Source organism: Pseudoalteromonas sp. 20-92 (assembly GCF_030847595.1).
GTDB lineage: Bacteria > Pseudomonadota > Gammaproteobacteria > Enterobacterales > Alteromonadaceae > Pseudoalteromonas > Pseudoalteromonas fuliginea.
On the sequence record NZ_JANJGQ010000001.1, the window covers coordinates 438,658 to 461,635 of the forward strand.

General features: G+C 39.3%; 17 protein-coding genes, 8 tRNA genes and 1 pseudogene. 21 read left to right on the forward strand and 5 right to left on the reverse strand.

Going from position 1 to position 22,978, the window contains the following annotated elements:
* Positions 1 to 92: 92 nt before the first annotated feature.
* The gene (locus NRL14_RS01850) at positions 93 to 1,487 is read left to right on the forward strand and encodes a DEAD/DEAH box helicase (protein ID WP_306723848.1); all 1,395 of its coding nucleotides are present in this window, start codon (positions 93 to 95) and stop codon (positions 1,485 to 1,487) included.
* 281 nt (positions 1,488 to 1,768) lie between these two features.
* On the opposite strand, the pseudogene NRL14_RS01855 reads toward NRL14_RS01850, so the two are convergent.
* Together NRL14_RS01855 and NRL14_RS01860 are read right to left on the reverse strand one after the other, a co-directional pair.
* Positions 1,769 to 2,512 (reverse strand): annotated as a pseudogene (locus NRL14_RS01855) (DUF3307 domain-containing protein).
* Positions 2,512 to 3,135: a hypothetical protein gene (locus tag NRL14_RS01860; protein WP_306723849.1), complete on the reverse strand. Its 624-nt coding sequence runs from the start codon at positions 3,133 to 3,135 to the stop codon at positions 2,512 to 2,514. The pseudogene NRL14_RS01855 and the gene NRL14_RS01860 overlap by 1 nt, the downstream one beginning before the upstream one ends.
* Before the next feature lie 150 nt (positions 3,136 to 3,285).
* On the opposite strand from NRL14_RS01860, the gene NRL14_RS01865 reads away from it, so the two are divergent.
* The 8 genes from NRL14_RS01865 (at position 3,286) to NRL14_RS01900 (ending at position 12,415) form a co-directional block, all read left to right on the forward strand.
* Positions 3,286 to 3,789 (forward strand): NYN domain-containing protein, encoded by a 504-nt coding sequence (locus NRL14_RS01865; RefSeq protein ID WP_010555312.1) that lies wholly within the window; start codon positions 3,286 to 3,288, stop codon positions 3,787 to 3,789.
* Between the two features lie 173 nt (positions 3,790 to 3,962).
* Positions 3,963 to 4,883, forward strand: coding sequence for an NAD(+) diphosphatase (nudC, locus tag NRL14_RS01870; protein WP_008139076.1), 921 nt, complete (start codon positions 3,963 to 3,965; stop codon positions 4,881 to 4,883).
* A gap of 9 nt (positions 4,884 to 4,892) precedes the next feature.
* Positions 4,893 to 6,074 carry a cystathionine beta-lyase gene (locus tag NRL14_RS01875; protein WP_008139073.1) on the forward strand — a complete coding sequence of 394 codons (1,182 nt, stop codon included), beginning with the start codon at positions 4,893 to 4,895 and terminating at the stop codon, positions 6,072 to 6,074.
* A gap of 143 nt (positions 6,075 to 6,217) precedes the next feature.
* Positions 6,218 to 7,045: an ABC transporter permease gene (locus NRL14_RS01880; protein WP_008139071.1), complete on the forward strand. Its 828-nt coding sequence runs from the start codon at positions 6,218 to 6,220 to the stop codon at positions 7,043 to 7,045.
* Entirely contained in the window at positions 7,042 to 7,950 is a 909-nt protein-coding gene (locus NRL14_RS01885) for an ABC transporter ATP-binding protein (RefSeq protein WP_007377980.1), read from the forward strand. The genes NRL14_RS01880 and NRL14_RS01885 overlap by 4 nt, the downstream gene beginning before the upstream one ends.
* The gene (locus tag NRL14_RS01890; RefSeq protein WP_007377979.1) at positions 7,950 to 8,324 is read left to right on the forward strand and encodes a PH domain-containing protein; all 375 of its coding nucleotides are present in this window, start codon (positions 7,950 to 7,952) and stop codon (positions 8,322 to 8,324) included. The genes NRL14_RS01885 and NRL14_RS01890 overlap by 1 nt, the downstream gene beginning before the upstream one ends.
* A gap of 241 nt (positions 8,325 to 8,565) precedes the next feature.
* The gene (locus NRL14_RS01895; RefSeq protein WP_007377978.1) at positions 8,566 to 9,369 is read left to right on the forward strand and encodes a putative porin; all 804 of its coding nucleotides are present in this window, start codon (positions 8,566 to 8,568) and stop codon (positions 9,367 to 9,369) included.
* 769 nt (positions 9,370 to 10,138) lie between these two features.
* Entirely contained in the window at positions 10,139 to 12,415 is a 2,277-nt protein-coding gene (locus tag NRL14_RS01900; protein ID WP_306723850.1) for an acyl-CoA dehydrogenase, read from the forward strand.
* Positions 12,416 to 12,758: 343 nt separating this feature from the next.
* Here NRL14_RS01900 and NRL14_RS01905 read toward each other — a convergent pair whose 3' ends face one another.
* Positions 12,759 to 13,193, reverse strand: coding sequence for a hypothetical protein (locus NRL14_RS01905; RefSeq protein WP_033023777.1), 435 nt, complete (start codon positions 13,191 to 13,193; stop codon positions 12,759 to 12,761).
* A 145-nt stretch (positions 13,194 to 13,338) separates the two neighbouring features.
* Positions 13,339 to 14,307, reverse strand: coding sequence for a cysteine synthase A (cysK, locus tag NRL14_RS01910; protein ID WP_007377974.1), 969 nt, complete (start codon positions 14,305 to 14,307; stop codon positions 13,339 to 13,341).
* 361 nt (positions 14,308 to 14,668) lie between these two features.
* On the opposite strand from cysK, the gene NRL14_RS01915 reads away from it, so the two are divergent.
* The 12 genes from NRL14_RS01915 to NRL14_RS01970 all read left to right on the forward strand — a co-directional run bounded on the left by NRL14_RS01915 (position 14,669) and on the right by NRL14_RS01970 (position 20,127).
* Positions 14,669 to 15,820 carry a dicarboxylate/amino acid:cation symporter gene (locus NRL14_RS01915; RefSeq protein ID WP_306723851.1) on the forward strand — a complete coding sequence of 384 codons (1,152 nt, stop codon included), beginning with the start codon at positions 14,669 to 14,671 and terminating at the stop codon, positions 15,818 to 15,820.
* 107 nt (positions 15,821 to 15,927) lie between these two features.
* Positions 15,928 to 16,578: a UvrY/SirA/GacA family response regulator transcription factor gene (gene uvrY / locus NRL14_RS01920; protein ID WP_007377972.1), complete on the forward strand. Its 651-nt coding sequence runs from the start codon at positions 15,928 to 15,930 to the stop codon at positions 16,576 to 16,578.
* A gap of 10 nt (positions 16,579 to 16,588) precedes the next feature.
* Positions 16,589 to 18,412, forward strand: a complete 1,824-nt coding sequence (gene uvrC / locus NRL14_RS01925; RefSeq protein WP_007377971.1) for an excinuclease ABC subunit UvrC — start codon at positions 16,589 to 16,591, stop codon at positions 18,410 to 18,412.
* Positions 18,413 to 18,454: 42 nt separating this feature from the next.
* On the forward strand, positions 18,455 to 19,000 hold the full coding sequence (gene pgsA, locus NRL14_RS01930; protein WP_032827134.1) for a CDP-diacylglycerol--glycerol-3-phosphate 3-phosphatidyltransferase: 546 nt from the start codon (positions 18,455 to 18,457) through the stop codon (positions 18,998 to 19,000).
* 213 nt (positions 19,001 to 19,213) lie between these two features.
* Positions 19,214 to 19,289, forward strand: a tRNA-Gly gene (locus tag NRL14_RS01935).
* Positions 19,290 to 19,320: 31 nt separating this feature from the next.
* Positions 19,321 to 19,394: transfer RNA gene (locus NRL14_RS01940), tRNA-Cys, on the forward strand.
* Between the two features lie 37 nt (positions 19,395 to 19,431).
* Positions 19,432 to 19,518: transfer RNA gene (locus NRL14_RS01945), tRNA-Leu, on the forward strand.
* Between the two features lie 64 nt (positions 19,519 to 19,582).
* Positions 19,583 to 19,658 (forward strand) — tRNA-Gly (locus NRL14_RS01950).
* Between the two features lie 39 nt (positions 19,659 to 19,697).
* Positions 19,698 to 19,784: transfer RNA gene (locus NRL14_RS01955), tRNA-Leu, on the forward strand.
* A gap of 49 nt (positions 19,785 to 19,833) precedes the next feature.
* A tRNA-Gly gene (locus NRL14_RS01960) sits at positions 19,834 to 19,909 on the forward strand.
* A 19-nt stretch (positions 19,910 to 19,928) separates the two neighbouring features.
* Positions 19,929 to 20,002: transfer RNA gene (locus NRL14_RS01965), tRNA-Cys, on the forward strand.
* Between the two features lie 38 nt (positions 20,003 to 20,040).
* Positions 20,041 to 20,127: transfer RNA gene (locus tag NRL14_RS01970), tRNA-Leu, on the forward strand.
* 817 nt (positions 20,128 to 20,944) lie between these two features.
* On the opposite strand, the gene NRL14_RS01975 is transcribed toward NRL14_RS01970, so the two are convergent.
* Positions 20,945 to 22,360, reverse strand: coding sequence for a sodium:alanine symporter family protein (locus NRL14_RS01975; protein ID WP_306723852.1), 1,416 nt, complete (start codon positions 22,358 to 22,360; stop codon positions 20,945 to 20,947).
* Positions 22,361 to 22,978: the final 618 nt, after the last annotated feature.

Genomic DNA, 22,978 nt, shown 5'->3' on the forward strand with positions numbered 1-22,978 from the left:
GCCTGCAACGTAAATAATGGCATGCATTCTTAGCTACTACAGGTATAATGCGCGCAACTGGCTAATGTAGCCTTATTTAAAAGAGAGTTTATATGAGTTTTGAAGGTTTAGGTTTATCACAGTCTTTGGTTAATGCGGTTTTAGAAAAGGGCTATGAAACGCCAACGCCGATTCAGGCTCAAGCAATTCCTGCAATTATTGAACGCCGTGATGTTATGGCAGCAGCGCAAACAGGTACAGGTAAAACAGCAGGTTTTACATTACCCCTTATTGAGCGCTTGTCGTCTGGCCCTAAAGCTAAAAGTAACCACGTACGTGCACTTATTTTAACGCCTACGCGTGAGCTTGCTTTGCAAGTAAGCGAAAACGTTGAAGAGTACGCTAAGCATTCAGATGTGAGCTCATTTGTAGTTTACGGTGGCGTTAAAATTAACCCACAAATGCAGCGTCTTCGTAAAGGTGTTGATATTTTAGTAGCAACGCCGGGTCGTTTAATCGACTTACATAATCAAAATGCAGTTAAATTTGATAGCGTTGAAGTGCTTGTACTCGATGAAGCTGACCGCATGTTAGACATGGGCTTTATTCATGACATTAAACGCTTAATTGCTAAAATGCCTGCTAAACGTCAAAACTTGATGTTTTCGGCTACATTTTCAGATGAAATTCGTGCACTAGCAAAAGGGTTAATTAATGACCCTGTTGAAATTTCAGTTGCTGCAAAAAATACTACAGCTAAAAGTGTTACTCAGTGCGTTTACGCGGTAGATAAAACACGTAAAACAGCATTGCTAAGCCACTTGATTCGCACTAACGATTGGCAACAAGTATTAGTGTTTAGCCGTACAAAGCACGGTGCTAACCGCTTAGTTAAACAACTAGAGCGCGATGACATTGTAGGCGCGGCTATCCATGGTAATAAATCGCAAGGCGCACGTGTTAAAGCACTTGATGGTTTTAAAAGTGGTGAAGTACGCGTACTAGTAGCAACAGACATTGTTGCACGTGGTTTAGACATTGTTGAATTACCGCATGTTGTTAACTACGACTTACCAAATGTATATGAAGATTATGTTCATCGTATTGGCCGTACAGGCCGTGCTGGTGCGTCGGGTCATGCGATTTCGTTTGTAACGGTTGATGATGCTGTTGACTTATACGGTATTGAACGCTTTATTGGTGAGCTTATTCCACGTGCTGAGGAAGACGGTTTTGAGCCTATTAACCCAGTAGCTGAACGCGCATTAGATGCTCGCCCACTGCCGGCTAAAAAGCCTAAGAAAAAGCAGCCTTTTAATAAGCCTAAATCTGATAGCAGCAAGCCTAACAGTAAAAAGCCGAACAATGGTGGTAATGGTACCGGCCCACGCCGTGGTGGTTCTAAAAAGCCAGCTGCTAAAACAGATGACAGCGCGCAAAACCCATGGGCAAAGCGTGAATCTGTTGGCGGTAATGGCCAACGCCGTCGTCGCACAAATAACAATTAATGATCATATTGGCGTTTATACCAATCCGCAATAATACTTAATCATTTTGCGGGGCTAAACGTGTCGCTACCTGCGTTGAAAAATTCTCATTTAGAACAACTAAATAGCGATTTTTTTGCCTAGCTATCAACACGTTTTTCCACCCTCAAAATAGATCACTTAATTAAGCGAATTGGTATAATTAATTTAGTTAAATGCTGATACAAAAAACGCGCTCCCTTCTTTAATTAAATAGAAGTAGCGCGTTTTTTATTGCCTGTAATTTGTACTTACTGTATTGCCTACCTGATTAAATAGTTAATACCCAAGCCGACAAATAAAGTCACACTTACGCTAAGTAATGTGCCGAGCATAACGTACTCGGTAAGTTTTTTATCTTTGCTTGCACTTAAATCACCAAACCTAAATACCGACTTTGCCGCAAGTAAAAAACCAAGCCCTGCAAATTGGTCAAGCAATATAAAGCTCAGCATAAGTACGCGCTCAAGCATACCTATGCTTTGCCCTGCAAGCGGTAAACTACCAGTACTTGAAAAGTTACTTGTTAAACGCTCTAACATCATTCTTATAAATACGGCGCAGGGGCTAAAAATAATTAAATAACCGCATACCACCCACAGTATTTTGGGATCAGTGAGCATATTATTAATTGCAGCCATAAAGCTATTGTTATCAGTTAGCCAAATACTGAGCGCAATAATAACGAGTATGTGCGCTATTTGATCTAGTAAAAAAGGCACCACGCCTTTATTAGAATACGATTTAGCTATATCAATAAAGTAATGGCTCAACATAATGCTCGCCGTGGTAATTAAAACACTGCTTAGTTGTTGTCACCCAAAGGTGTATTCCCACACGGTAATGATGAGTGCACTTGTTATACCATGCACTAGTACATGAAAATAAAGCTTACTGGCTTTAAAGTGACGGGTATTTCTGTCGTTTACCCAACTCATAGGTTGCCAGTAAAAATCAGCGAGTAAGTGGCCAATAATAAGCGCGACCAGTAAAAGTGAAAATTCCATTATTCACCTCCTTTAATTATATTTTCTATAACGTGTTGTGTGTGCTTAATAAAGCGCTCTATAAGTTGGTAGTGCGCTAAATTTAGTAGTTTGGTTACGTTTTCGCGACTTGTTTTAAGCTCTTTAGCCAGTGCCGCGTGGCTGTTGTCTGGTGATGTTAAATAGACATACAGGGCATTTGCTTGTTTTTGTGTGATTTTAGTGAGCAATACGTCGGCAAAAGCTAAATTAAGATTTAAGCTTTCATCGAGCTGCTGCTCGTTAATATTAAAAACAAAGCGTTGATTGCCTATTTTATCAAGGCCTTGTCCCGAAAGAGTGAAAGCTGAACCCGTTGCTGTTTTTATATCGCTGCGTGGGTTATCTATTTGCCCAAGCGCCAAGCTTTGTCGTAGTTCATAACCTGACGATTTAAGGTGTAAATATACAAGTAAGGCATTTTTAAAAAGGAGCTCAGGATTATTAACTTGTAACTGAAAGGCATCGCCTCGGTATATATTCCAAAGTGTTTGCTCCCCCGAAATGTTTCGTAAACTTTGCTCTAGTTGATAAAGCATGGCATCGTATTGCTGCTTAGGGATTGTTTGCGATTTAATAATATCGCCGCTGATCACACCAATCATAAAAACCTCAAAATGGTTACTTTTTAATATGTAACCAATATTGGTTACATAAAGCCAAGTAACTAATTTAGGTTACTTAAATATAAATTGCAAGGTACACTTATTTTATAACGTTACTTTAATTGCTATTAATCCTCACTAGGACACTAAATGACTTTACAAAACGAGCAGCAGAGCACTAAACCACGGGTCGGTATTTTTGTTGATGTGCAAAATATTTATTACACGTGCCGCGAGAGTTACGGAAAAAACTTTGACTACAATGCGTTTTGGCGGGTAATGCAGGCGCAATATAATATTGAATGTGCTTTTGCGTATGCAATTTATCGAGGAGATGAAAAGCAAAATCAGTTTCAAAATATTTTGCGTGCGATTGGTTTTGAGGTAAAGCTAAAGCCATTTATTCAACGCCGTGATGGAAGTGCTAAAGGCGATTGGGATGTAGGCATAACAATAGACATGTTAGAGCAGGGTAAAAATCTTGATAAAGTTATTTTGCTCTCTGGCGATGGTGACTTTGCTTTGTTACTTGGGCATTTAAAAAATCAATATAATGTACCGTGCGATGTATACGGTGCTGACCGATTAACTGCAGAGGTATTAAAACAAAGCGCTGAGCAATTTCATTTAATTGATAATACCTTGCTACTTTAACAGTAAAAAATAGTTAAAAAAGTGCAAGCTAAGTGCCTGCAACATGAGAGATTTTAATACAAAGCCGTAATAGATGAATTAAGCCTTATATAGGCTTTTTTATTACTGTAATCAATTGGGTTTGCTAAATGATTATGGTAATTTTAAAGCATAACGAGTTACCAAGGACTTACATGCTTCATTACAGCAACATGCCACTAGATAGAGGCTCAAATTTTCGTAAAGACCCATCGTGGCTTAAAGCGCAAATGTCGGCGCAAAGTAAATGGGTTTTAGTTAAAAATAATCAAACCCTATTTATTAAAGATACCCCTAAAGTAAGCTATTTAACGTATCAGCAAGTGGCACATTTAGATTTAACGAGTGCTATTTTTGTTGGTTTAAACAATGCTAAACATGGTGTGTTTGCATTGGATGTTTCTGATCTGGATGAAAGCGTACTTTCGCCTTTAATAGAGGGCGCTCAGTTTTTTGATATTCGCCAATATGGGCCTCAAGTAACCATTAAATATGCCTCAATAGCCGCCCTTGCGAGAGGGTTATGTTATTGGCACGCCACGCACCGTTTTTGTGGGCGCTGCGGTAGTAAAAACCGTTCAGTGGAAGCAGGGCATTCTCGTATATGTGAAAACGAAAACTGTAAGCATCCTACATTCCCGCGTACCGATCCTGCGGTAATTATGGTCGTTACTAAAGTCTTTGCTGACGGAGTAGAACGCTGTTTATTAGGTCGCCAAGCTGCGTGGCCCACTGGTATGTATTCGTCGCTTGCTGGATTTGTAGACCCAGGGGAGACACTGGAACAAGCTGTTGCGCGTGAAGTTAAAGAAGAGGCAGGCATAGAGGTTGATAACGTACGTTATGTTGCATCTCAGCCATGGCCGTTCCCATCGTCAATTATGCTTGGCTTTTTTGCACAGGCGACATCTGAGCAAATTAACGTAGATAAAGAAGAGCTAGACGATGCAAAATGGTTTAGCCGTGAAGACTTAGCGCAATTTGGTAATTGGCACGAAGAAGGGGAGCATTTAAAGCTGCCTAGAACCGATTCTATCTCTCGTTATTTAATTGAGCATTGGCGCACAAACCCTTAAGGATTAACAATGTCGAGTAAAAGTAATAAAAACACTCAGCTGGTATCATCAGGGCGAAAAAAAGCCTATACACATGGCGTAGTAAATCCCGTTGTACAGCGTGCATCTACCATTGTATTTGATACTGTAGCCGATTTAAAAGAAGCAGCTAAAACCCGTGGCGATAAAACGTTATTTTATGGGCGCCGAGGAACAACAACACACTTTGCGCTACAAGAAGCGATTACAGAACTTGAAGGCGGCGAAGGCTGTGCACTATACCCTTGTGGCGCAGCGGCGATTAGCCAAGTATTTTTATCGTTTTTAAAAACCGGTGATCATATTTTAATGGTTGATAACGTGTACGAACCAACTCGCGATTTTTGCGATAAAATTTTAGTGGGACTGGGCATTACAACAACCTACTACCCGCCAACTATTGGCGCAGGTATTAAAGATTACATTCAGCCAAATACCAAAGTGTTGTTTTTAGAATCTCCAGGTTCTATTACGATGGAAGTGCAAGATGTACCCGCTATGGTAAAAGTAGCCAATGAGCATAATGTAATGACCATGCTTGATAACACCTACGGAAATGGCTTGCATTATCGCCCGTTAGAGCACGGTGTTGATATTAGTATTCAAGCTGCAACAAAGTATATTGTTGGCCATTCAGACGTGATGATGGGGGTGGCTGTTGCTAATAAAAAGTATTGGCCAACCTTGCGCGAAAACTCATACTTATTAGGGCAATGTACCAGTGCCGATGATGCGTATTTAGCACTTAGAGGGCTGCGTACAATGGGTGTGCGTTTAAATCAACATGAAAAAGCAGCAATAGAAGTAGCTAAATGGCTTGAGCAACATGAGCTTGTTGATCATATTCGACACCCTGCATTTGAAAGCTGCCCAGGGCATGAGTTCTTTAAACGTGACTTTGATGGCAGTAATGGGTTGTTTTCATTTGTTATGAAAACCGGCAATCAAAAAGCGATTGATGCATTTTTAGATAGCCTTGAGCATATTAAAATGGGTTTTTCGTGGGGCGGTTTTGAAAGCTTAGTAACGGCTAATTTAACTATGAAAGGGCTGCGCTCAAATACAGGCTGGGATTTAGGGCCGGTTATTCGCCTGCACATAGGCCTTGAAGATGTTGAAGATTTAATTAGCGATTTAAGCCAAGCACTTGAGGTTTATAAGCAGTATTTATAATTTATATCGCAATTTATGTTGTTACATTTAAATGTATTGTTACAAAGCTCACCACAGGTGAGCTTTTTTTTGCTGGTAATTCAAGGTGTTTACACTTAGTGTGGATAAATACACAGAAAATAAAAAGTCATTAAGGATAGTCAATGGCAACACCATTACCGATAAACGTAGGGCGATTAACGCAAATAGCGGGATTTGAGCTTGTACGTATGTTTTTAACTAAACGTGGACTTATTGCATTAGCTGCCTTTGCATTGGTGTGGCTAATAATACTGCGCTACCCAATAGGGCAGGCAGTAGGCATTGTAAGTGCGCCCGATTTTGAGCAAATAGCCCGTGATATATCAGGTTCTATTGGTTTAAGTAAATTATTGGATTGGCCTGAGGCCGAATTTGCTATGTACTGGTTAATAGCCCTGTATAGCTTTCCTGTTTTTGGTTTATTTATTTGTAGCGACCAAACGGTAGGCGACAGAGAGCGCGGCACACTAAGGTTTTTATCACTGCGCTCCACTCGCTTTGAAATACTGTTTGGCCGTTTTTTAGGGCAGCTAGGAGTATTAGCCTGCTTAGTGGGTATAACGCTTGTGGCTACGCTCGCGGTACTAGGGTTTAGAGATCCTAGTTTACTGGCTGGTGGTTTTGCTCGTGCGCTTTCTATCTTTTTAATATTAGTGATTACTCTGTGCCCATTTGTAGCACTTATGACGTTAATTAATACCTTTGCTCGCTCATCGCGTTTATCTATTGTATTGGCAATTTTATATTTTGCAGCAGGCGGTATTGTTGTGGGAATACTACAATGGCAAATACCCGCATTAGGCTTGCTTGATTATTTATTTCCGGGTGTGCAAATAGAGCTATTAGCGGGGCAAAATTTACCATTATTGAGCGCTGTGGCTATTCCCCTTGTGCAAACTGCAGTGCTACTAAGCGTTGCTCAACGTATTTTTGCAAGGAGCTCACTATGAGACCATTAATTACAGCTAGCGGTTTGAGTAAATCGTATGGTGCAAAACTTGCGCTTAATAATGTGGACTTTGAAATTAACAAAGGCGCGCCAGTGGCGCTTGTTGGGCCAAATGGTGCGGGTAAAACTACCTTATTTAGTTTGTTGTGCGGCTATATAGCACCAAGTAAAGGCAGCCTTGAAATATTAGGGCATAAACCTGGTAGTGCTGCTTTATTTAATAAAGTAAGTGCATTACCGCAAGACGCACAACTTGACCCCCGCTTTAACATAGACAAGCAACTCGCCTTTTATGCAAAGCTACAAGGTATGGGGGCAAAGCAAAGCCAAACTGAGGCGCTACGTGTACTTGATTTGGTTGGCTTAAAAGAAATTGCAAAGCAGCGTGCAGGGGACTTATCGCACGGTATGCGCAAGCGCGTTACGATAGCGCAAGCACTTATTGGCGCGCCACAAATTGTAATGCTTGATGAAGCAACCGCAGGGCTTGATCCGATTCATGCCAGAGAAGTACGTGAGCTTGTATCTGAATTAAGTGAGCAGGCTACATTTATTTTAAGCTCTCACGATTTAACAGAGCTTGAGCGACTATGCTCACAGGTACTTCATTTAGATAAAGGCGTACTAAGCGAACATCAAACAAAAACTAATAATACAGATAAACACTTTTATACATTAATGCTAAGCGAGGCTTATCAAAATGTTGAGCAACAGCTTCAAGCAATTGCAGGTGTGAGTCGTGTGTATATGAGCCAACATAAAGAATATGTAGTTGAGTATCAGCCAACGAGCGATCCACTTGATATTGCACTACTGAATTTTTGTCATCAACAACACTGGCAGTACAGGCAGTTAGTTAATGGTCATACATTAGAGAATCAAATATTTAAACAGGAGAAAGTATAATGGGTTTACTTAGCGGACTTATGGGTAATGCAAGTGAAGTTGACGATTCTGATTTAGAAAAAATCCTCGCCAATACATTAATTGACGGCGAGCAAGTAGAAAAAGCATATAAAGTAGTACGTGATATGTTTATTTTTACTAATAAGCGCTTAATTTTAATTGATAAGCAAGGTATGACCGGCTCTAAAATGGAAATGGTGAGCATTGCTTACTCTAAAATAACGAAGTTTAGTAAAGAAAGTGCAGGCCATTTTGACTTAGATGCCGAGCTAAAAATATGGGTTGGCTCTGATCCTACACCAATTAGTAAAGAATTTAAGTCTGGCGATAACATTAATGATGTTTATCGAATTATTAGTCAACATGCACTTTAGGTACAAATTGCATTGTATTTATTGGCTTTTTCATTGATGCATATTTTAAGTAGTTGTTGACTAAATGTAGCAACTACTCTAAGTTAACATTTAGTAACAATAATTTATAATTTATCTAATAAATACAGGTGGTTAGTTGAGCTGCCGTTCAGTTTTGATTCAGTTTTTAGGCGCTAGGATGTGCCCCGACTTTAGCAACACAGCTAGAGCGTAAAAAGTAATATACATAGGGAAATTAAAAATGAAAAAGTTAGCCGTTATTATTTCGAGCATTTTATTATCAAGCGCTGCAACCACTGCAATGGCCGCAGATACTTACCAATCAATCAGCCATGTAGGATACATGGACACTGATGGTAATGACACGGTGAGCGTTGACTCAACTTATTATTTTTCTCCAAAAGCGACTTTAGGTCCTTACGATCAATTTGAGTACATCAATAAGCAAACAAATGTTTATGGTGCATACAGTGATAATGACTTTGGAGATGTTACTCGCGTTGGCGGTGAGTATTTTGTAGAAGATTTTGTATTAGGTGCACAGTACAATAATATCGATAGTGATTTTGGCTCAAGCACGGATGTAATTGAACTTTCTGCTGGTTACTTCTTTAATCCAAACCTTGTACTAAAAGCAACGTTTGTAGATTTCGAAGATGCTGACAATCATTTTATGTTTGACTTAGCATATAACCACGAATTAAACAGCACTGATTACATCGGCTTTACAGTAACATCAGATGATGAGTTTGATTACCGTGCAGTAGCAGCAAAGTACTTTGTTGATTTACAACAAGGTAACTACTTAACTGTTGAAGGTAAATTTGAAGATGTTGATGGCGGTTCAAGTAACTGGGAATTAGCATCTAACTACTATTTCAGCAAAGCAACATCGGTTTTTGTTACAGTTAATAAAAATGATGATTACACTCTTGGTGCTCAACACTTTTTCAACAACAATGTTGGTTTAGAAGTAGGTTATGGCAATAACTGGGATGATTCTGATTATGATGCTTACTTTGCAAATGTAAGCTTACAGTTCTAATTCAGCTGTAAATTAGTAATATAATACTAAAAGCCCGCTCAATTGAGCGGGCTTTTGCGTTTAGCACTATTTATCAGCGGCAGTTACGGCCTTCATTTTGCTTCGCGTGTACTTCTTTTGAGTTTTTCAAGTTTGCGTATATTCATACCAATTCCAATAAATAGCTGATCTATTTTACTTGCTAAAAACAACCCATTTCTTTGTTGTAAATTTCGCAAAGGGAACAACCATTTACATCAATTTACGCCTAGAACTGAATTATTTTTCGGCGTAAAATTTAGATCACATACTTAATGGAATTGGTATCGCACTGCACGGTTCAGTTCTTTTTCTGTTTTTTATTATAAATGCATTTGCATCTTAAGCAGTTACGGCTTTTTAATTTGTGTTGAATCTCTCGTATCTATGATATTCCTTAATTTATTATTTAACCTGAACTCTGGTTAAGAGATTTAGTAACGTATTGAATCATGGTGATATTTAAATTTATTTTCTCTAGCCAGAGGTTTTCAGTGAAAACAAGGCGAATTTACGCGTCAACAGCGGGCCTATTGCAAGTAAATTCAACACAGTTAGCGCTGAAAATAGCTGCTTGAGATAGATTTATTATCCATAACCCAGCTTATTTAGATCAAAGATAATAGTAGTGAATTTTTGAATAATAGAATGAATGCGTTGAGGCAATAGAGTCACTGCGCAAGGATTGTATTTAAACTAAGATGGGTCATAATTGAGCTACTATTTAATTCAATGTGTAAGGAATGTGCGCATGTCAGTATTTATTATTTTACTGGTTGTGGTGGTGGTTATTTTTGCAGTTAAAGATATACGCCTTAATCTGATCAGTAGACCCACGTTTAAAATGTTCAAAAAGGTACTTCCGCCGCTATCGCAAACAGAGCGAGAGGCGATGGAAGCAGGTGATGTTTGGTGGGATGGTGAGTTATTTAGTGGTAACCCAGACTGGCAAAAACTGCACCGTTTTCCTAAACCAGAGCTTAGCGATAAAGAATACGCATTTATGGCTAACCAAGTAGAAACCTTATTGGCGATGCTTGATGATTATCAAATTGTACAAAAAGACAAAGACTTACCAAAAGAAGTGTGGGATTACCTAAAAACAGAAGGTTTTTTTGCACTGATCATTCCTGAAAAATTTGGGGGGCGTGAGTTCTCCGCAATTGCTAATTCAACGATAGTGTCAAAAATTTCGACTAAAAGTCTAACTGCCGCCGTCACTGTTATGGTGCCTAATAGCTTAGGTCCAGGCGAATTGCTTCTTCATTATGGTACTAAAGAGCAGCAAGATCGTTGGCTGCCAAGTTTAGCTAATGGCACAGATGTGCCTTGTTTTGCATTAACGGGCCCAGAGGCGGGTTCTGATGCTGGCAGCATTCCTGATTCAGGCGTGGTGTGTATGGGGGAGCACAATGGCGAGCAAGTAATAGGCCTGCGTTTAAATTGGTCAAAGCGCTACATTACACTTGCACCAGTGGCTACTGTACTAGGCTTAGCGTTTAAAATGTATGATCCAGATGCTTTATTAGGTGATAAAAAAGAGCTGGGTATTACGTGTGCGCTTATACCAACCGATCATCCGGGTGTTGAAACGGGTGAGCGTCATTATCCGCTTAATATGGCCTTTATGAATGGCACAACGTACGGTAAAGATGTATTTATACCACTGGATTGGATTATTGGTGGAGAAGAGTGCGCAGGACGTGGTTGGAGAATGCTTGTTGAGTGTTTAAGTGCAGGGCGTGGTATATCGCTACCAGCATTAAGTGCAGCAACCGGGCACTTAGCTTCAAAAATGACATCGGCATACGCCATGGTACGCCAGCAGTTTGGTGTATCTATAGGGCAATTTGAAGGTGTGCAAGAGGCACTTGCGCGTATTGGTGGTTTAACTTACACACTGGAGTCGTGCAGATTAATGACCGCAGGTGCGATTGATTTAAAATTAAGTCCGTCGGTTGTAACAGCGATTGCTAAATACCATATGACTGAAATGGGTCGTACGGTAATGAACGATGCAATGGATATTCATTCAGGTAAAGGAATTCAAGTAGGGCCTAATAACTATTTGGCGCATGGTTATATGGGGATTCCGGTATCAATTACGGTAGAAGGCGCGAATATTTTAACGCGTAATTTAATGATATTTGGCCAAGGTGCAACACGCTGTCATCCATTTGTTTTAAAAGAAATGGAAGCCGCTGCAATGGAAGATGACGACGCAGCACTTGAACAATTTGATGGTTTATTAATGAACCATATAATATTTGCAGCAAGTAATGCAGGTATGGCATTTATGCATGGCTTAACACGTAGTTATTTTGCTAAAGCGCCTGTAGGTGGTGAAACGGCTGTTTATTATAAGCAACTGAGCAGAATGAGCCGAGGCTTAGCTATTTGCACAGACGTGGCTATGTTAATGCTTGGCGGTGAGCTTAAACGAAAAGAAATGATATCGGCACGTTTGGGTGATGTATTAAGTCATTTGTACTTAGCATCAACTGTTTTAAAACGTTATGAAGACGAAGGGCGCCAACAAGCTGATTTACCATTTGTAAAATATGCAATTGAGAACTCATTATTTGAAATTGGCCAAGCGTTTAATGGCTTCTTTAAAAACTTTTCAAATCCGGTTGTTAATTTTACCCTTAAACGTATCGTGTTCCCGCTTGGAAATCATTACCACAGACCAAGTGATGAAATAGCGCAAAGTATTTGCGAGCGTATGACTCAACCTGGAGTATTTAGAAACCGCTTAACGCATTTATGTTATGTAGATGAAAATGCAGGTACAGGGGTAATGGAAAGTGCATTTTTAGCTATGCATGATATGCAAGCGCAGTTTAAAGACCTAAAACAATGGCAGCGTAAGGGCAGTGTACCTGCAACGCTTGATATTGAAGGCGCTATAAATTATGCACTTGAAAATAAGTTGTTAGAGCAAACGGATGCTGATGCTATGCATCATGCTAATAAGTTACGAATGAAAGCCATTGCAGTTGATAACTTTCAACCAGGTGAGCTGTAGCGCAGTACTTTAAATACTAGGGCGTGTTGACCCTTCGTGGTTGAATTTGCAGCAGGCTGTTTGTTTTTTAGGCAAGGCAGAGCCTATGTAGTGTGGTTATTCCCCATAAATGGGCGATAACGCAGCATAAATGCCAAACATGCGCTGCCATTTGGGTTCTTTCTAGGGACGATTAACTCTTTGTTGCTCGGTTTTTACTTAGCCCACTAGGTTACAAACCTCGCGCCGCGATTAAATCGCCCCTAGATTGAACAAACTTCAATCCACAAAGATCAACACGCCCTAGCTAAAGCGAAAAAGGCCTTACAAATGTAAGGCCTTTTTTATGTGTAATACATTTATTTTAACGAGCGTACGGGTCGGCAACTATTTTATCTACGTACCATTTTCCTTTTTTACGAAGCATTTTAACACTGCGCATTTCATCAATTTTCCCGCCATTTAGGGTGCCAGTAAAAATCAAATTTATTTTAGCTTTATCACCATATTGTTCTCGTAAACTCATATTTGACATGTCGACTTCAATAACTACCTCATCATATTGCATGTTTATCAAGTTACGAGAGAATTGTTTAGCTGTTCCGTAAGATTTCATTATGCGAGTTAGGTTAGGTGTTGCCATTTTGCTGGCTTTTTGAAGGTCTTTTTGGTTATAAAGTGCATCAAAATAAGCGGTTGCTGTATCACCTGGACTATCGCTAGATATTTTGGCATCGTCGCCGCAACCTACAATAAATAGGCAAGTTATGACACTTAGAATAGTTAGTAGTTTTTTCATTGTTATCATTATTGTTGTTGATTAAGCTTTTTAAAGTGTGTGGCTAAATTATGAATATGTAAAGAGGGAGGCAATATTTAAGGGCTGATCTTTCGATAAATAATAAAAAAGGATGCCATAAGCATCCTTTTTAAACATGTGTAGATTACTGTACTAGCTCTTGTTCACTAAACTCTTCATCAAACATTGGGCTTGATAAGTAACGCTCAGTTGCACTAGGTAGGATAACAACAATATTTTTATCTGCGTTTTCAGGTTTTTCTGCGATACGTTTAGCTGCAACAACCGCTGCACCTGATGAAATACCCACCAAAATACCTTCTTTTTTCATTAATTGATGCGCCATAGCTATTGCGTCTTCGTTAGATACAAGCTCTGCACCATCAATTAAATCCATATCTAAGTTGCCAGGAATAAAGCCTGCACCAATCCCTTGGATTTTATGAGGGCCTGGTTTGATTTCTTCACCGGCAAGCGTTTGGCTAATAACAGGAGAGTTAGTTGGCTCAACAGCAATAGACTTAACGTTTACACCTTTTTCTGTTTTAAGGAAGCGGCTAACACCTGTAATAGTACCACCAGTGCCTACACCCGCTACAAAAAAGTCTACTTTGCCGTCAAGCGCATCATAAATCTCAGGACCTGTTGTTTCAAAGTGAATTTTAGGGTTTGCAGGGTTTTCGAATTGCTGTAATAAAATATATTTATCAGGTGCCGTTGCTTGAATTTCTTTTGCTTTTTCAATTGCGCCATTCATACCTTTAGCACCGTCGGTAAGCACTAGATTTGCACCTAATGCTTTTAATAGCTTGCGACGTTCTAGGCTCATAGTATTAGGCATAGTAAGCGTTAACTTATAACCGCGTGCTGCTGCAACAAATGCAAGTGCAATACCGGTGTTACCCGATGTTGGTTCAATAAGCTCCTTACCTTCAACAAGCTGACCTGATTTTTCAGCTTCCCAAATCATTGATGCACCAATACGGCATTTGATGCTAAAGCTAGGATTACGAGATTCAACTTTAGCGTATACATTCCCACCTGTAACACGGTTAAGTTTTACTAGCGGCGTATTACCAATACTTAGTGAGTTATCTTCAAAAATAGTAGACATAATGTTCCTTTGGATACAATCTGATCAACGTGTTAATAGCCTTTGCCACTAACTATATAGACACACTTTACTGAGAGTTTAAAAAAACTAAAGTAAAGTTTGGCTATAACATATATCTATTGAGCTTATAACTAAGTGAAATTAAAATCCACAATAGCTGATACTTTAGTTATTAAAGGTGTGTACTAAATTTTTAAAGTAAGTGAGAGATGATTAGTTGAGTAATTTAAGTTAAAAATTAACTTAAAATAAGTGCAATTGATGTTTATTTGTGCAAATGAACTTCACTTGAACAGTTTTATGACACAAGCTAGGTAAAACATGATAAAAACACGTATCTAAATTCAATTAAGCAATCACAATGAAGTTAATCTTAAAATTAATTGCCGGTATTGTGGCCGGTATTTTAGTCGGACTTTACGTACCTATAACGGGTGTTGAACTTTTATTCACAGTAAAAGAGCTGATTGGTCAAATTATCTCCTTTACCATTCCACTTATTATTTTATTTTTTATTGCATCGGGTATTGCAGGCCTACCAAAAGGGTCAGGGCACTTACTTGGCAAAACCGTCGGCTTTGCTTATAGCTCTACAATTATTGCCGGTACACTTGCATTTTTATTAGTGAGTGCCGTTATTCCTTTTTTAAGTGGAAGCATTACGTTTGAAGCAGAAGTTGCTACTGAAATAGGTAGCTTTATTGATTTAGAAATTCCACCATTGATGGGGGTAATGACCGCGTTGGTAACTGCTTTTGTATTTGGTATTGGCATGAGCCAATTAGAGCTAGGTACACTGAAAGAAGTGTCTGATCAGGGGCGTGATGTTATTGATGGGCTTCTATCAAAGGTAATTATTCCTGCTTTACCATTTTACATTGCAGGTGTATTTGCCGAAATGACGGTGGCAGGCACAGTGGTAGATACATTGCAAACATTTGGTGTAGTACTAATTGCAGCGCTTGTTATGCACTGGTTATGGTTAAGCGTTTTATATATAGCGACAGGTATACTATTAAAACGTAATCCAATCGAATTAGTTAAAAATATGCTACCTGCCTACTTTACTGCACTGGGGACAATGTCGAGTGCGGCAACAATTCCAGTTTCGCTACAATCAAGTAAAGCAAACAACGTAAAAGAAGATGTAGCAAACTTTACCGTACCACTGTGTGCAACCATTCATTTATCTGGCTCAACTATTACTATTGTAACGTGTGCAATGGCTGTTATGTTTTTATCGCCAAACATGGAAGTACCTTCATTAATGGGGATATTGCCATTTATTATGATGCTCGGTGTCGTTATGATAGCAGCACCGGGTGCTCCAGGTGGTGCAGTTATGTCGGCGCTTGGTTTATTAACAAGCATGCTTGGGTTTAATGAAGGAGCTGTTGCATTAATGATTGCTCTTTATTTAGCACAAGATAGCTTTGGTACTGCATGTAATGTAACCGGTGATGGTATCATTGCATTATGGGTTGATCGTTTTAGCGATAAAAAATCATCTTAAACTATTAGGTTGAGACAATAATATTAGTTATTGTCTCGCTTTATATATGTTACTGTGGCAAATTAATTTATTAAATTGCATGTTGTTAGGTAAATGAGGATGTTCCATTGATTAATGTACTTTTAGTTGATGACCATGAACTTGTACGAACAGGCATCAAGCGTATTCTTGATGACGTACGAGGGTTTAAAGTAATTGGCGAAGCTAAAACCGGCGAAGAGGCTGTACAGTTTTGCCGTCAGCATGCGCCAAACATCGTATTAATGGATATGAACATGCCAGGTATGGGCGGATTAGAAGCGACTAAAAAGATTTGTCGTTACTGTCCCGATGTAAAAATTATTGTGCTCACTGTTAATTGCGAAGACCCATTTCCTAGTAAAGTAATGCAAATTGGCGCGCATGGCTTTTTAACTAAAGGTGCAGGTTCTGACGAAATGGTGCGTGCTATTCGCTGTGTTCATGCAGGTCAGCGATACATAGCTCCTGAAATAGCGCAGCAAATAGCGCTAGCGCAAGTGACCGGCCGTACAGATGAAAACCCTTTTCAGAGCTTATCTGAACGTGAGCTGCAAATTATGCTTATGATCACCAAAGGTGAAAAAGCACAAGATATAGCTGAACGTTTGAACCTAAGTTCTAAAACAGTAAATAGCTATCGTTACCGTATGTTTGAAAAGCTTAATGTAGGTGGTGATGTTGAGCTTACCCACTTAGCTATTCGTCATAAAATGATTGATATAGACGTGTCGTACTAACCTATAATTTATGTCTGAATTTGATCACGTACATTTCCTCAAAACGCTATCAAGCGAGCCTGGTGTTTACCGTATGCTTGATAGTGATAGCCAAGTTATTTATGTTGGTAAAGCCAAGCATTTAAAAAAGCGTGTCAGCAGTTACTTTAGAAGTAACATTACCGACAGTAAAACACGCGTTTTAGTGAGTAATATTTGTGATATTGACGTCACACTTACTAATACTGAAACCGAAGCGCTGCTGCTTGAAAATAATCTAATAAAAAAATATCAGCCTCGCTATAACATATTATTACGCGACGATAAGTCGTATCCCTATATTTTACTAACGAGCCATAAACACCCTCGTTTAGCGTTTCATCGTGGTAGTCGTAAAATTAAAGGCGAATACTTTGGGCCATTCCCTAGTGCAGGAGCTGTATCTGAAAGCTTGCGCTTAATGCAAAAAATATTTCCTGTTCGTCAATGTGAAGATGCCTACTACCGCGCAAGAAGCCGCCCATGTCTGCAATATCAGCTTAAGCGTTGCTCAGCTCCGTGTGTAAATAAAGTCACGGATGATGATTACAGCGAGCAAGTTGACTATGTCCGTAAGTTTTTAACGGGTAAATCTCACGAAGTTATTGCTGATTTAATAAAAAAAATGGAAGCAGCCAGCCTACAATTAAATTTTGAACTGGCGGCAAAAGTTCGCGACCAAATAATGCTACTTCGTAAAATGCAGGAGCAACAGTCTATATCTGGTAATTTTGCTGAAATGGACGTAGTTGGTTTTGCCCATTTAAACGGATTAAATGGCATTCATTTATTAATGATCCGCGATCATAAAGTACTGGGCAGTAAAACGTATTTTCCTAAAGTACCTAAAGATTCAAGTGAGCAAGAAATCCTAACCTCATTTTTAGGCCAATACTACTTAGCGCCTGGAGCTACAGGGCGTATTGCAAAAGAAATCATATTACCGTTTGAAATAGAAGAGAGCGATGCACTCGGCGAAGCACTCACACAAGTAAGTGAGCGCAAAGTAATACTTAAAGTAGTTACCCGTGGTGAGCGTGCTCAATACTTACAACTGGCCAACAAAAATGCATTAAACAGTATTGCAGTTAAGCAAAGTACCCAAGACTCTATTAATAAACGTTATGCACAATTAAAAGCAACACTGCGACTTGACGATATTACTCGAATGGAGTGTTTTGATATAAGCCACACCATGGGAGAGAACACTGTTGCAAGTTGTGTTGTGTTTGATTCTCAAGGACCAAATACTAAAGAGTACAGGCGCTATAACGTAACGGGTATTACCGGTGGTGATGATTACGCTGCAATGGAGTTTGCGCTTAATAAGCGTTACAACAAATTAGTAGATGAAGACAAAATTCCAGACGTTATCTTTATAGACGGTGGTAAAGGGCAACTGGGGCGTGCGGAGCAGTACTTTTCTAATTGGCCGCACACTAAAATGCCATTATTGGTCGGTGTTGCAAAAGGAACGAGTCGTAAACCTGGTCTTGAAACACTATTGATTGACGGTGGTCGAAAAACTATCCCAATGGATTCTGATGCACCTGCACTGCATTTGATTCAGCATATACGCGACGAATCTCATCGCTTTGCTATTGCAGGGCATCGTAATAAACGTCAAAAACAACGAACACAATCACTATTAGAAGAAATAAATGGAGTAGGTTCTAAACGTCGCCAAACATTATTAAAATATTTAGGGGGCATGCAGGGAGTAAAAGCTGCTAATATAGAACAGTTAAAGAAAGTTCCTGGGATCAGCCCTGACATGGCTGAGAAGATATTTAACCATTTGCATGACAAGGGCTAGCCCTACATGCGAATATAGAAAAAAAGACATATCCAAGTAGTTATGTGGAATATTCCAAACACACTCACAACATTTAGACTTTTTCTTATCCCCGTTTTTTTGGTGATATTTTATTTGCCTTATAGCTGGGCTTTTTTTGCTGCCGCTTTTATTTTTTGGCTTGCATCAATAACCGATATACTCGACGGTTATTTAGCAAGAAAGCTTGAGCAATCAACTCCTTTTGGTGCTTTTTTAGATCCTGTTGCTGATAAAGTAATGGTATGTGCTGCACTTGTAGCGTTATCTGATCAGTACCAATCAATGTATATGACAATACCCGCTCTTATTATAATAAGTCGTGAAATTATCATATCTGCACTTCGTGAATGGATGGCAGAGCAAGGTAAGCGTGGTAACGTCGCTGTATCAAATATGGGTAAAATAAAGACAGCTGCACAAATGTTAGCCATTATCGGTTTGATTTGGCAATATGATACGTGGATGAACTATTTAAGTTTTGGACTACTGTACATTGCGACCTTTTTAACCTTGAGTTCTATGATGCAATATTTACGTGCAGCATGGGGTGAATTGACTAAAAATTAACTCTAAATGTATAATAACGCACCGTTTTAGATAAAAAACAAGCAAACAGTTCAAAACTAGCATTTTTTGTATTGACGCGTTTAATAATCTCTGTAGAATGCGTCCGTGTTGAGAGGGCATAGCCCCCGAGATAAACAAAACGGTAATTAATCAGTTACCTAAATGATTCACATAAGTAATCATGTGATAATTAAAATAACTGATAAATAAAATGCGGTACTAGCTCAGTTGGTAGAGCGCGACCTTGCCAAGGTCGAGGTCACGAGTTCGAGCCTCGTGTACCGCTCCAAGTTTATCTTAAGGTTAATACCCCGTACAGGGGCGGAATGGCAGAGTGGCCATGCACCGGATTGCAAATCCGTCTACCTCGGTTCGACTCCGGGTTCCGCCTCCATTTCAACACTCCACACGCTTTAATTAGCAAACTCGATGCCCGAGTGGTGGAATTGGTAGACACAAGGGATTTAAAATCCCTCGACTAACAAGTCGTGCCGGTTCAAGTCCGGCCTCGGGCACCACTTTGTGGTTTAATTGCATTACCAAGTGTAATTTATAAAATAGTTAATTTAGAATTAATATGATGCGGTACTAGCTCAGTTGGTAGAGCGCGACCTTGCCAAGGTCGAGGTCACGAGTTCGAGCCTCGTGTACCGCTCCATATTAGTTTTATCCACTTGCTTTTAATAGCAAACTCGATGCCCGAGTGGTGGAATTGGTAGACACAAGGGATTTAAAATCCCTCGACTAACAAGTCGTGCCGGTTCAAGTCCGGCCTCGGGCACCACTTTAAATTATTTTACCAAGATAATTTAAAGTTGATAAAACAGTATTTTGCGGTACTAGCTCAGTTGGTAGAGCGCGACCTTGCCAAGGTCGAGGTCACGAGTTCGAGCCTCGTGTACCGCTCCAAATTATTTGGACACATTTAGGCGGAATGGCAGAGTGGCCATGCACCGGATTGCAAATCCGTTTACCTCGGTTCGACTCCGGGTTCCGCCTCCATATAATTTACTCCACACGCTTTAATTAGCAAACTCGATGCCCGAGTGGTGGAATTGGTAGACACAAGGGATTTAAAATCCCTCGACTAACAAGTCGTGCCGGTTCAAGTCCGGCCTCGGGCACCATCTTTATATTAAGTACTCCGCTTAAAAAAAATTTAATACACCTTCTAATATATAAAAAATACCCAGCAAGAACCTGATTTACTATTTCTATGATTTATATTATCTTGATATGCATAATGTAATATCTCTAAACCCAATCTTATAACGTCTCAAATAAACCAGCCACACAACCCTTAGTGACGTATGGCACCTAATACTAATTGTGCACTTTGAATTGGGCTAATCGTCATAGGCTTATGATGTCAACCCGTAAAATAGACCGTGAGCTTTAGATAATTTAAAACAGTAAAGCAATTTACATATCTAGAGCAAACAGCCTTGAAAGCAAAGATCACGCACTCATGTACTGATAGCATAAAGTAATACCAATCCGCTTATATATAGGATCTATTTAACGTTAAGAAAATTACGCTAGAACTAGGCAAAAGTTTTTGTATCTGGTTGTTCTAAATAAAAATTTTTAACGACGTTATAGTGCAATTTAATTTGTTAAATTGCTCAAAGATTTATGCAGGTTGGTATAATTACCGAATTGGTTAGTAATACATGTTCATTGGAAGTTAAAAATCACGGGTAATAGTAAGTCTAGAGTTATGGTGAAAACTCCAAATAGGCAATCAATAAAGCACTTATGCAGAATTATTGGCATTGAACACCTATTTTTTGTAGGTTGTCTTATCTAAGCTGATAATTAGATAATATCTATATAGTACATATCGTCCGTAACTGCTTTTCATTTATAAAGGGTAGAGTGACTTAATGTAAGTGCTTTTTATTTTAGAACTAAAAAAGCGAGCCGTAGCTCGCTGGTTGTTGTTTATTTCCAGGCCTCAGAATCGACCTCTTTAGCAAGTTTAGGATGCTTACTTTTGTCAAAGGTGGGTATTAAGCCCTTTTTGTGTTGTTCGTTATAGTCTTTTGAAAGCCATACAACAACACCTGAAAGCATAAATAGCGCTATAACGTTGACAATGGCCATTAAGCCCATTGATATATCTGCCAGCGTCCAAATTAAACCAAGCTCACCAACAGCACCAAACATCACCATACCTAAAACCACCAGTCTAAAGATAAACATACCTTTATTAGAGTTGTGCTCTAAAAACATTAAATTTGTTTCAGCGTAAGAGTAATTAGCCACAATAGAAGTAAAAGCAAAAAACAATATAGCAATAGCAATAAAGTAAGTACCCCAATCGCCAACATGTTCTTGTAATGCTGCTTGTGTAAGTTCAATCCCCATAACACCAGATTCAGGTACTAATTGCTGAGATAGTAATATAAGAGAAGCAGTCGCTGTACAAATAACAATAGTATCGATAAATACACCTAACATTTGCACATAACCTTGTGATGCAGGATGAGGAGGGTAAGGCGTCGCAGTAGCTGCGGCGTTAGCTGCACTACCCATACCGGCTTCGTTTGAGAATAAGCCACGCTTTATACCTTGGATCATCGCTTGTGTGACACCGTATCCAATAGCACCAGCACCAGCTTGTTCAATACCAAAAGCACTTTTTATAATAAGCACTAGCACATCTGGTAGTGCAGTAAAGTTAGTGGCGCATACATAAAGAGCAACCAGCAGGTAAGCTAATGCCATAAATGGCACAACCATTTCAGCAAAACGTGAAATGGTTTTTAGGCCACCAAAAATAATGATGCCAGAACCAATAACCAACAAAATGCCTACTATATACTTAGGTACATCAAACGCGACTTCAAATGCTGCAGCAATAGAGTTCGATTGTACGGCGTTAAATACTAAACCAAAGGCTAAAATTAAACATAACGAGAATAAAACGCCCATCCAGCGTTTACCTAAACCATTTTGCATATAATAAGCAGGGCCACCTCTAAAATTGCCTTCGGCGTCTTTTGTTTTATAAGCTTGTGCTAAGGTACTCTCGGCAAAGCTTGTAGCCATACCAATTAAGGCTATAGTCCACATCCAAAAAATAGCACCTGGGCCACCCAAATATAAAGCAACAGCAACGCCAGCCATGTTACCCGTGCCAACACGTGCAGCTAATGAAGTACAAAAAGCCTGAAAAGATGAAATTTCGTTGTCGGCACATTTACGAGAGCCAAACATAACTTTGAACATATGTGGAAATTGCACAAATTGAATAAAGCCTAGTCGAAAAGTAAAGAAGAGGCCCGCTGCTATTAATAAGTAGACGAGAACTTGCCCCCATAGAAGGGCACTTATACTATTTATTATGTCTGTCATGGATACTGCCTAAATAAATGAGTTAAAAAAAGTGACCGCAACTTATCACATCAAGATAAAAGTGTTTAGTTTTAAAGTTCAAAAACAGAGTTATCAACAGGGTTTTGTGGGTAACTTGTGCTTATCATGTGTGCTTGCTTGGGGCTTAATTTTAATTACTATTTTATGTAAATAACGCTTGCGTAAAATCCGCCGCTCCCTATAATGCGACCCCACTGAGACGGGATATGGCGACGCGCAGCGGACGAAGCATAGCGAGGCACGAACTACTCAGAGAGTTAAATAAAACTTCGGTTTTAAATTATCGAAAGAAAGTTTAAAACTAAGTATTGACTCGAAAAATAAAGGGTGTATTATTCGCATCCCTTGAGACGCTAAAGCGGCTCAAAACGTTCTTTAACAATATAAAGCAATCATCTGTGTGGGCACTCGTGCAGATTGAGTTCTAACAGCCAAGCTACTTGTTCTTTATGAGCAAGTAGCGAGGAAAACAAATTAGAGTCTCAATTGAAAACTGAGTGACCAACAGAATAGTTATTTCGGTAATTATTCGGCACAGTCAATTCAATATCGAAAGATATTAAAAAATTCAGAATTCATTGAGCTGTCGAAAGACAT

Coding starts and splice junctions, on each gene's coding strand:
- NRL14_RS01850 (WP_306723848.1), top strand. CDS start 93: ATGAGTTTTGAAGGTTTAGGTTTATCACAGTCTTTGGTTAATGCGGTT.
- NRL14_RS01860 (WP_306723849.1), bottom strand. CDS start 3,135: ATGATTGGTGTGATCAGCGGCGATATTATTAAATCGCAAACAATCCCT.
- NRL14_RS01865 (WP_010555312.1), top strand. CDS start 3,286: ATGACTTTACAAAACGAGCAGCAGAGCACTAAACCACGGGTCGGTATT.
- nudC (WP_008139076.1), top strand. CDS start 3,963: ATGCTTCATTACAGCAACATGCCACTAGATAGAGGCTCAAATTTTCGT.
- NRL14_RS01875 (WP_008139073.1), top strand. CDS start 4,893: ATGTCGAGTAAAAGTAATAAAAACACTCAGCTGGTATCATCAGGGCGA.
- NRL14_RS01880 (WP_008139071.1), top strand. CDS start 6,218: ATGGCAACACCATTACCGATAAACGTAGGGCGATTAACGCAAATAGCG.
- NRL14_RS01885 (WP_007377980.1), top strand. CDS start 7,042: ATGAGACCATTAATTACAGCTAGCGGTTTGAGTAAATCGTATGGTGCA.
- NRL14_RS01890 (WP_007377979.1), top strand. CDS start 7,950: ATGGGTTTACTTAGCGGACTTATGGGTAATGCAAGTGAAGTTGACGAT.
- NRL14_RS01895 (WP_007377978.1), top strand. CDS start 8,566: ATGAAAAAGTTAGCCGTTATTATTTCGAGCATTTTATTATCAAGCGCT.
- NRL14_RS01900 (WP_306723850.1), top strand. CDS start 10,139: ATGTCAGTATTTATTATTTTACTGGTTGTGGTGGTGGTTATTTTTGCA.
- NRL14_RS01905 (WP_033023777.1), bottom strand. CDS start 13,193: ATGAAAAAACTACTAACTATTCTAAGTGTCATAACTTGCCTATTTATT.
- cysK (WP_007377974.1), bottom strand. CDS start 14,307: ATGTCTACTATTTTTGAAGATAACTCACTAAGTATTGGTAATACGCCG.
- NRL14_RS01915 (WP_306723851.1), top strand. CDS start 14,669: ATGAAGTTAATCTTAAAATTAATTGCCGGTATTGTGGCCGGTATTTTA.
- uvrC (WP_007377971.1), top strand. CDS start 16,589: ATGTCTGAATTTGATCACGTACATTTCCTCAAAACGCTATCAAGCGAG.
- pgsA (WP_032827134.1), top strand. CDS start 18,455: ATGTGGAATATTCCAAACACACTCACAACATTTAGACTTTTTCTTATC.
- NRL14_RS01975 (WP_306723852.1), bottom strand. CDS start 22,360: ATGACAGACATAATAAATAGTATAAGTGCCCTTCTATGGGGGCAAGTT.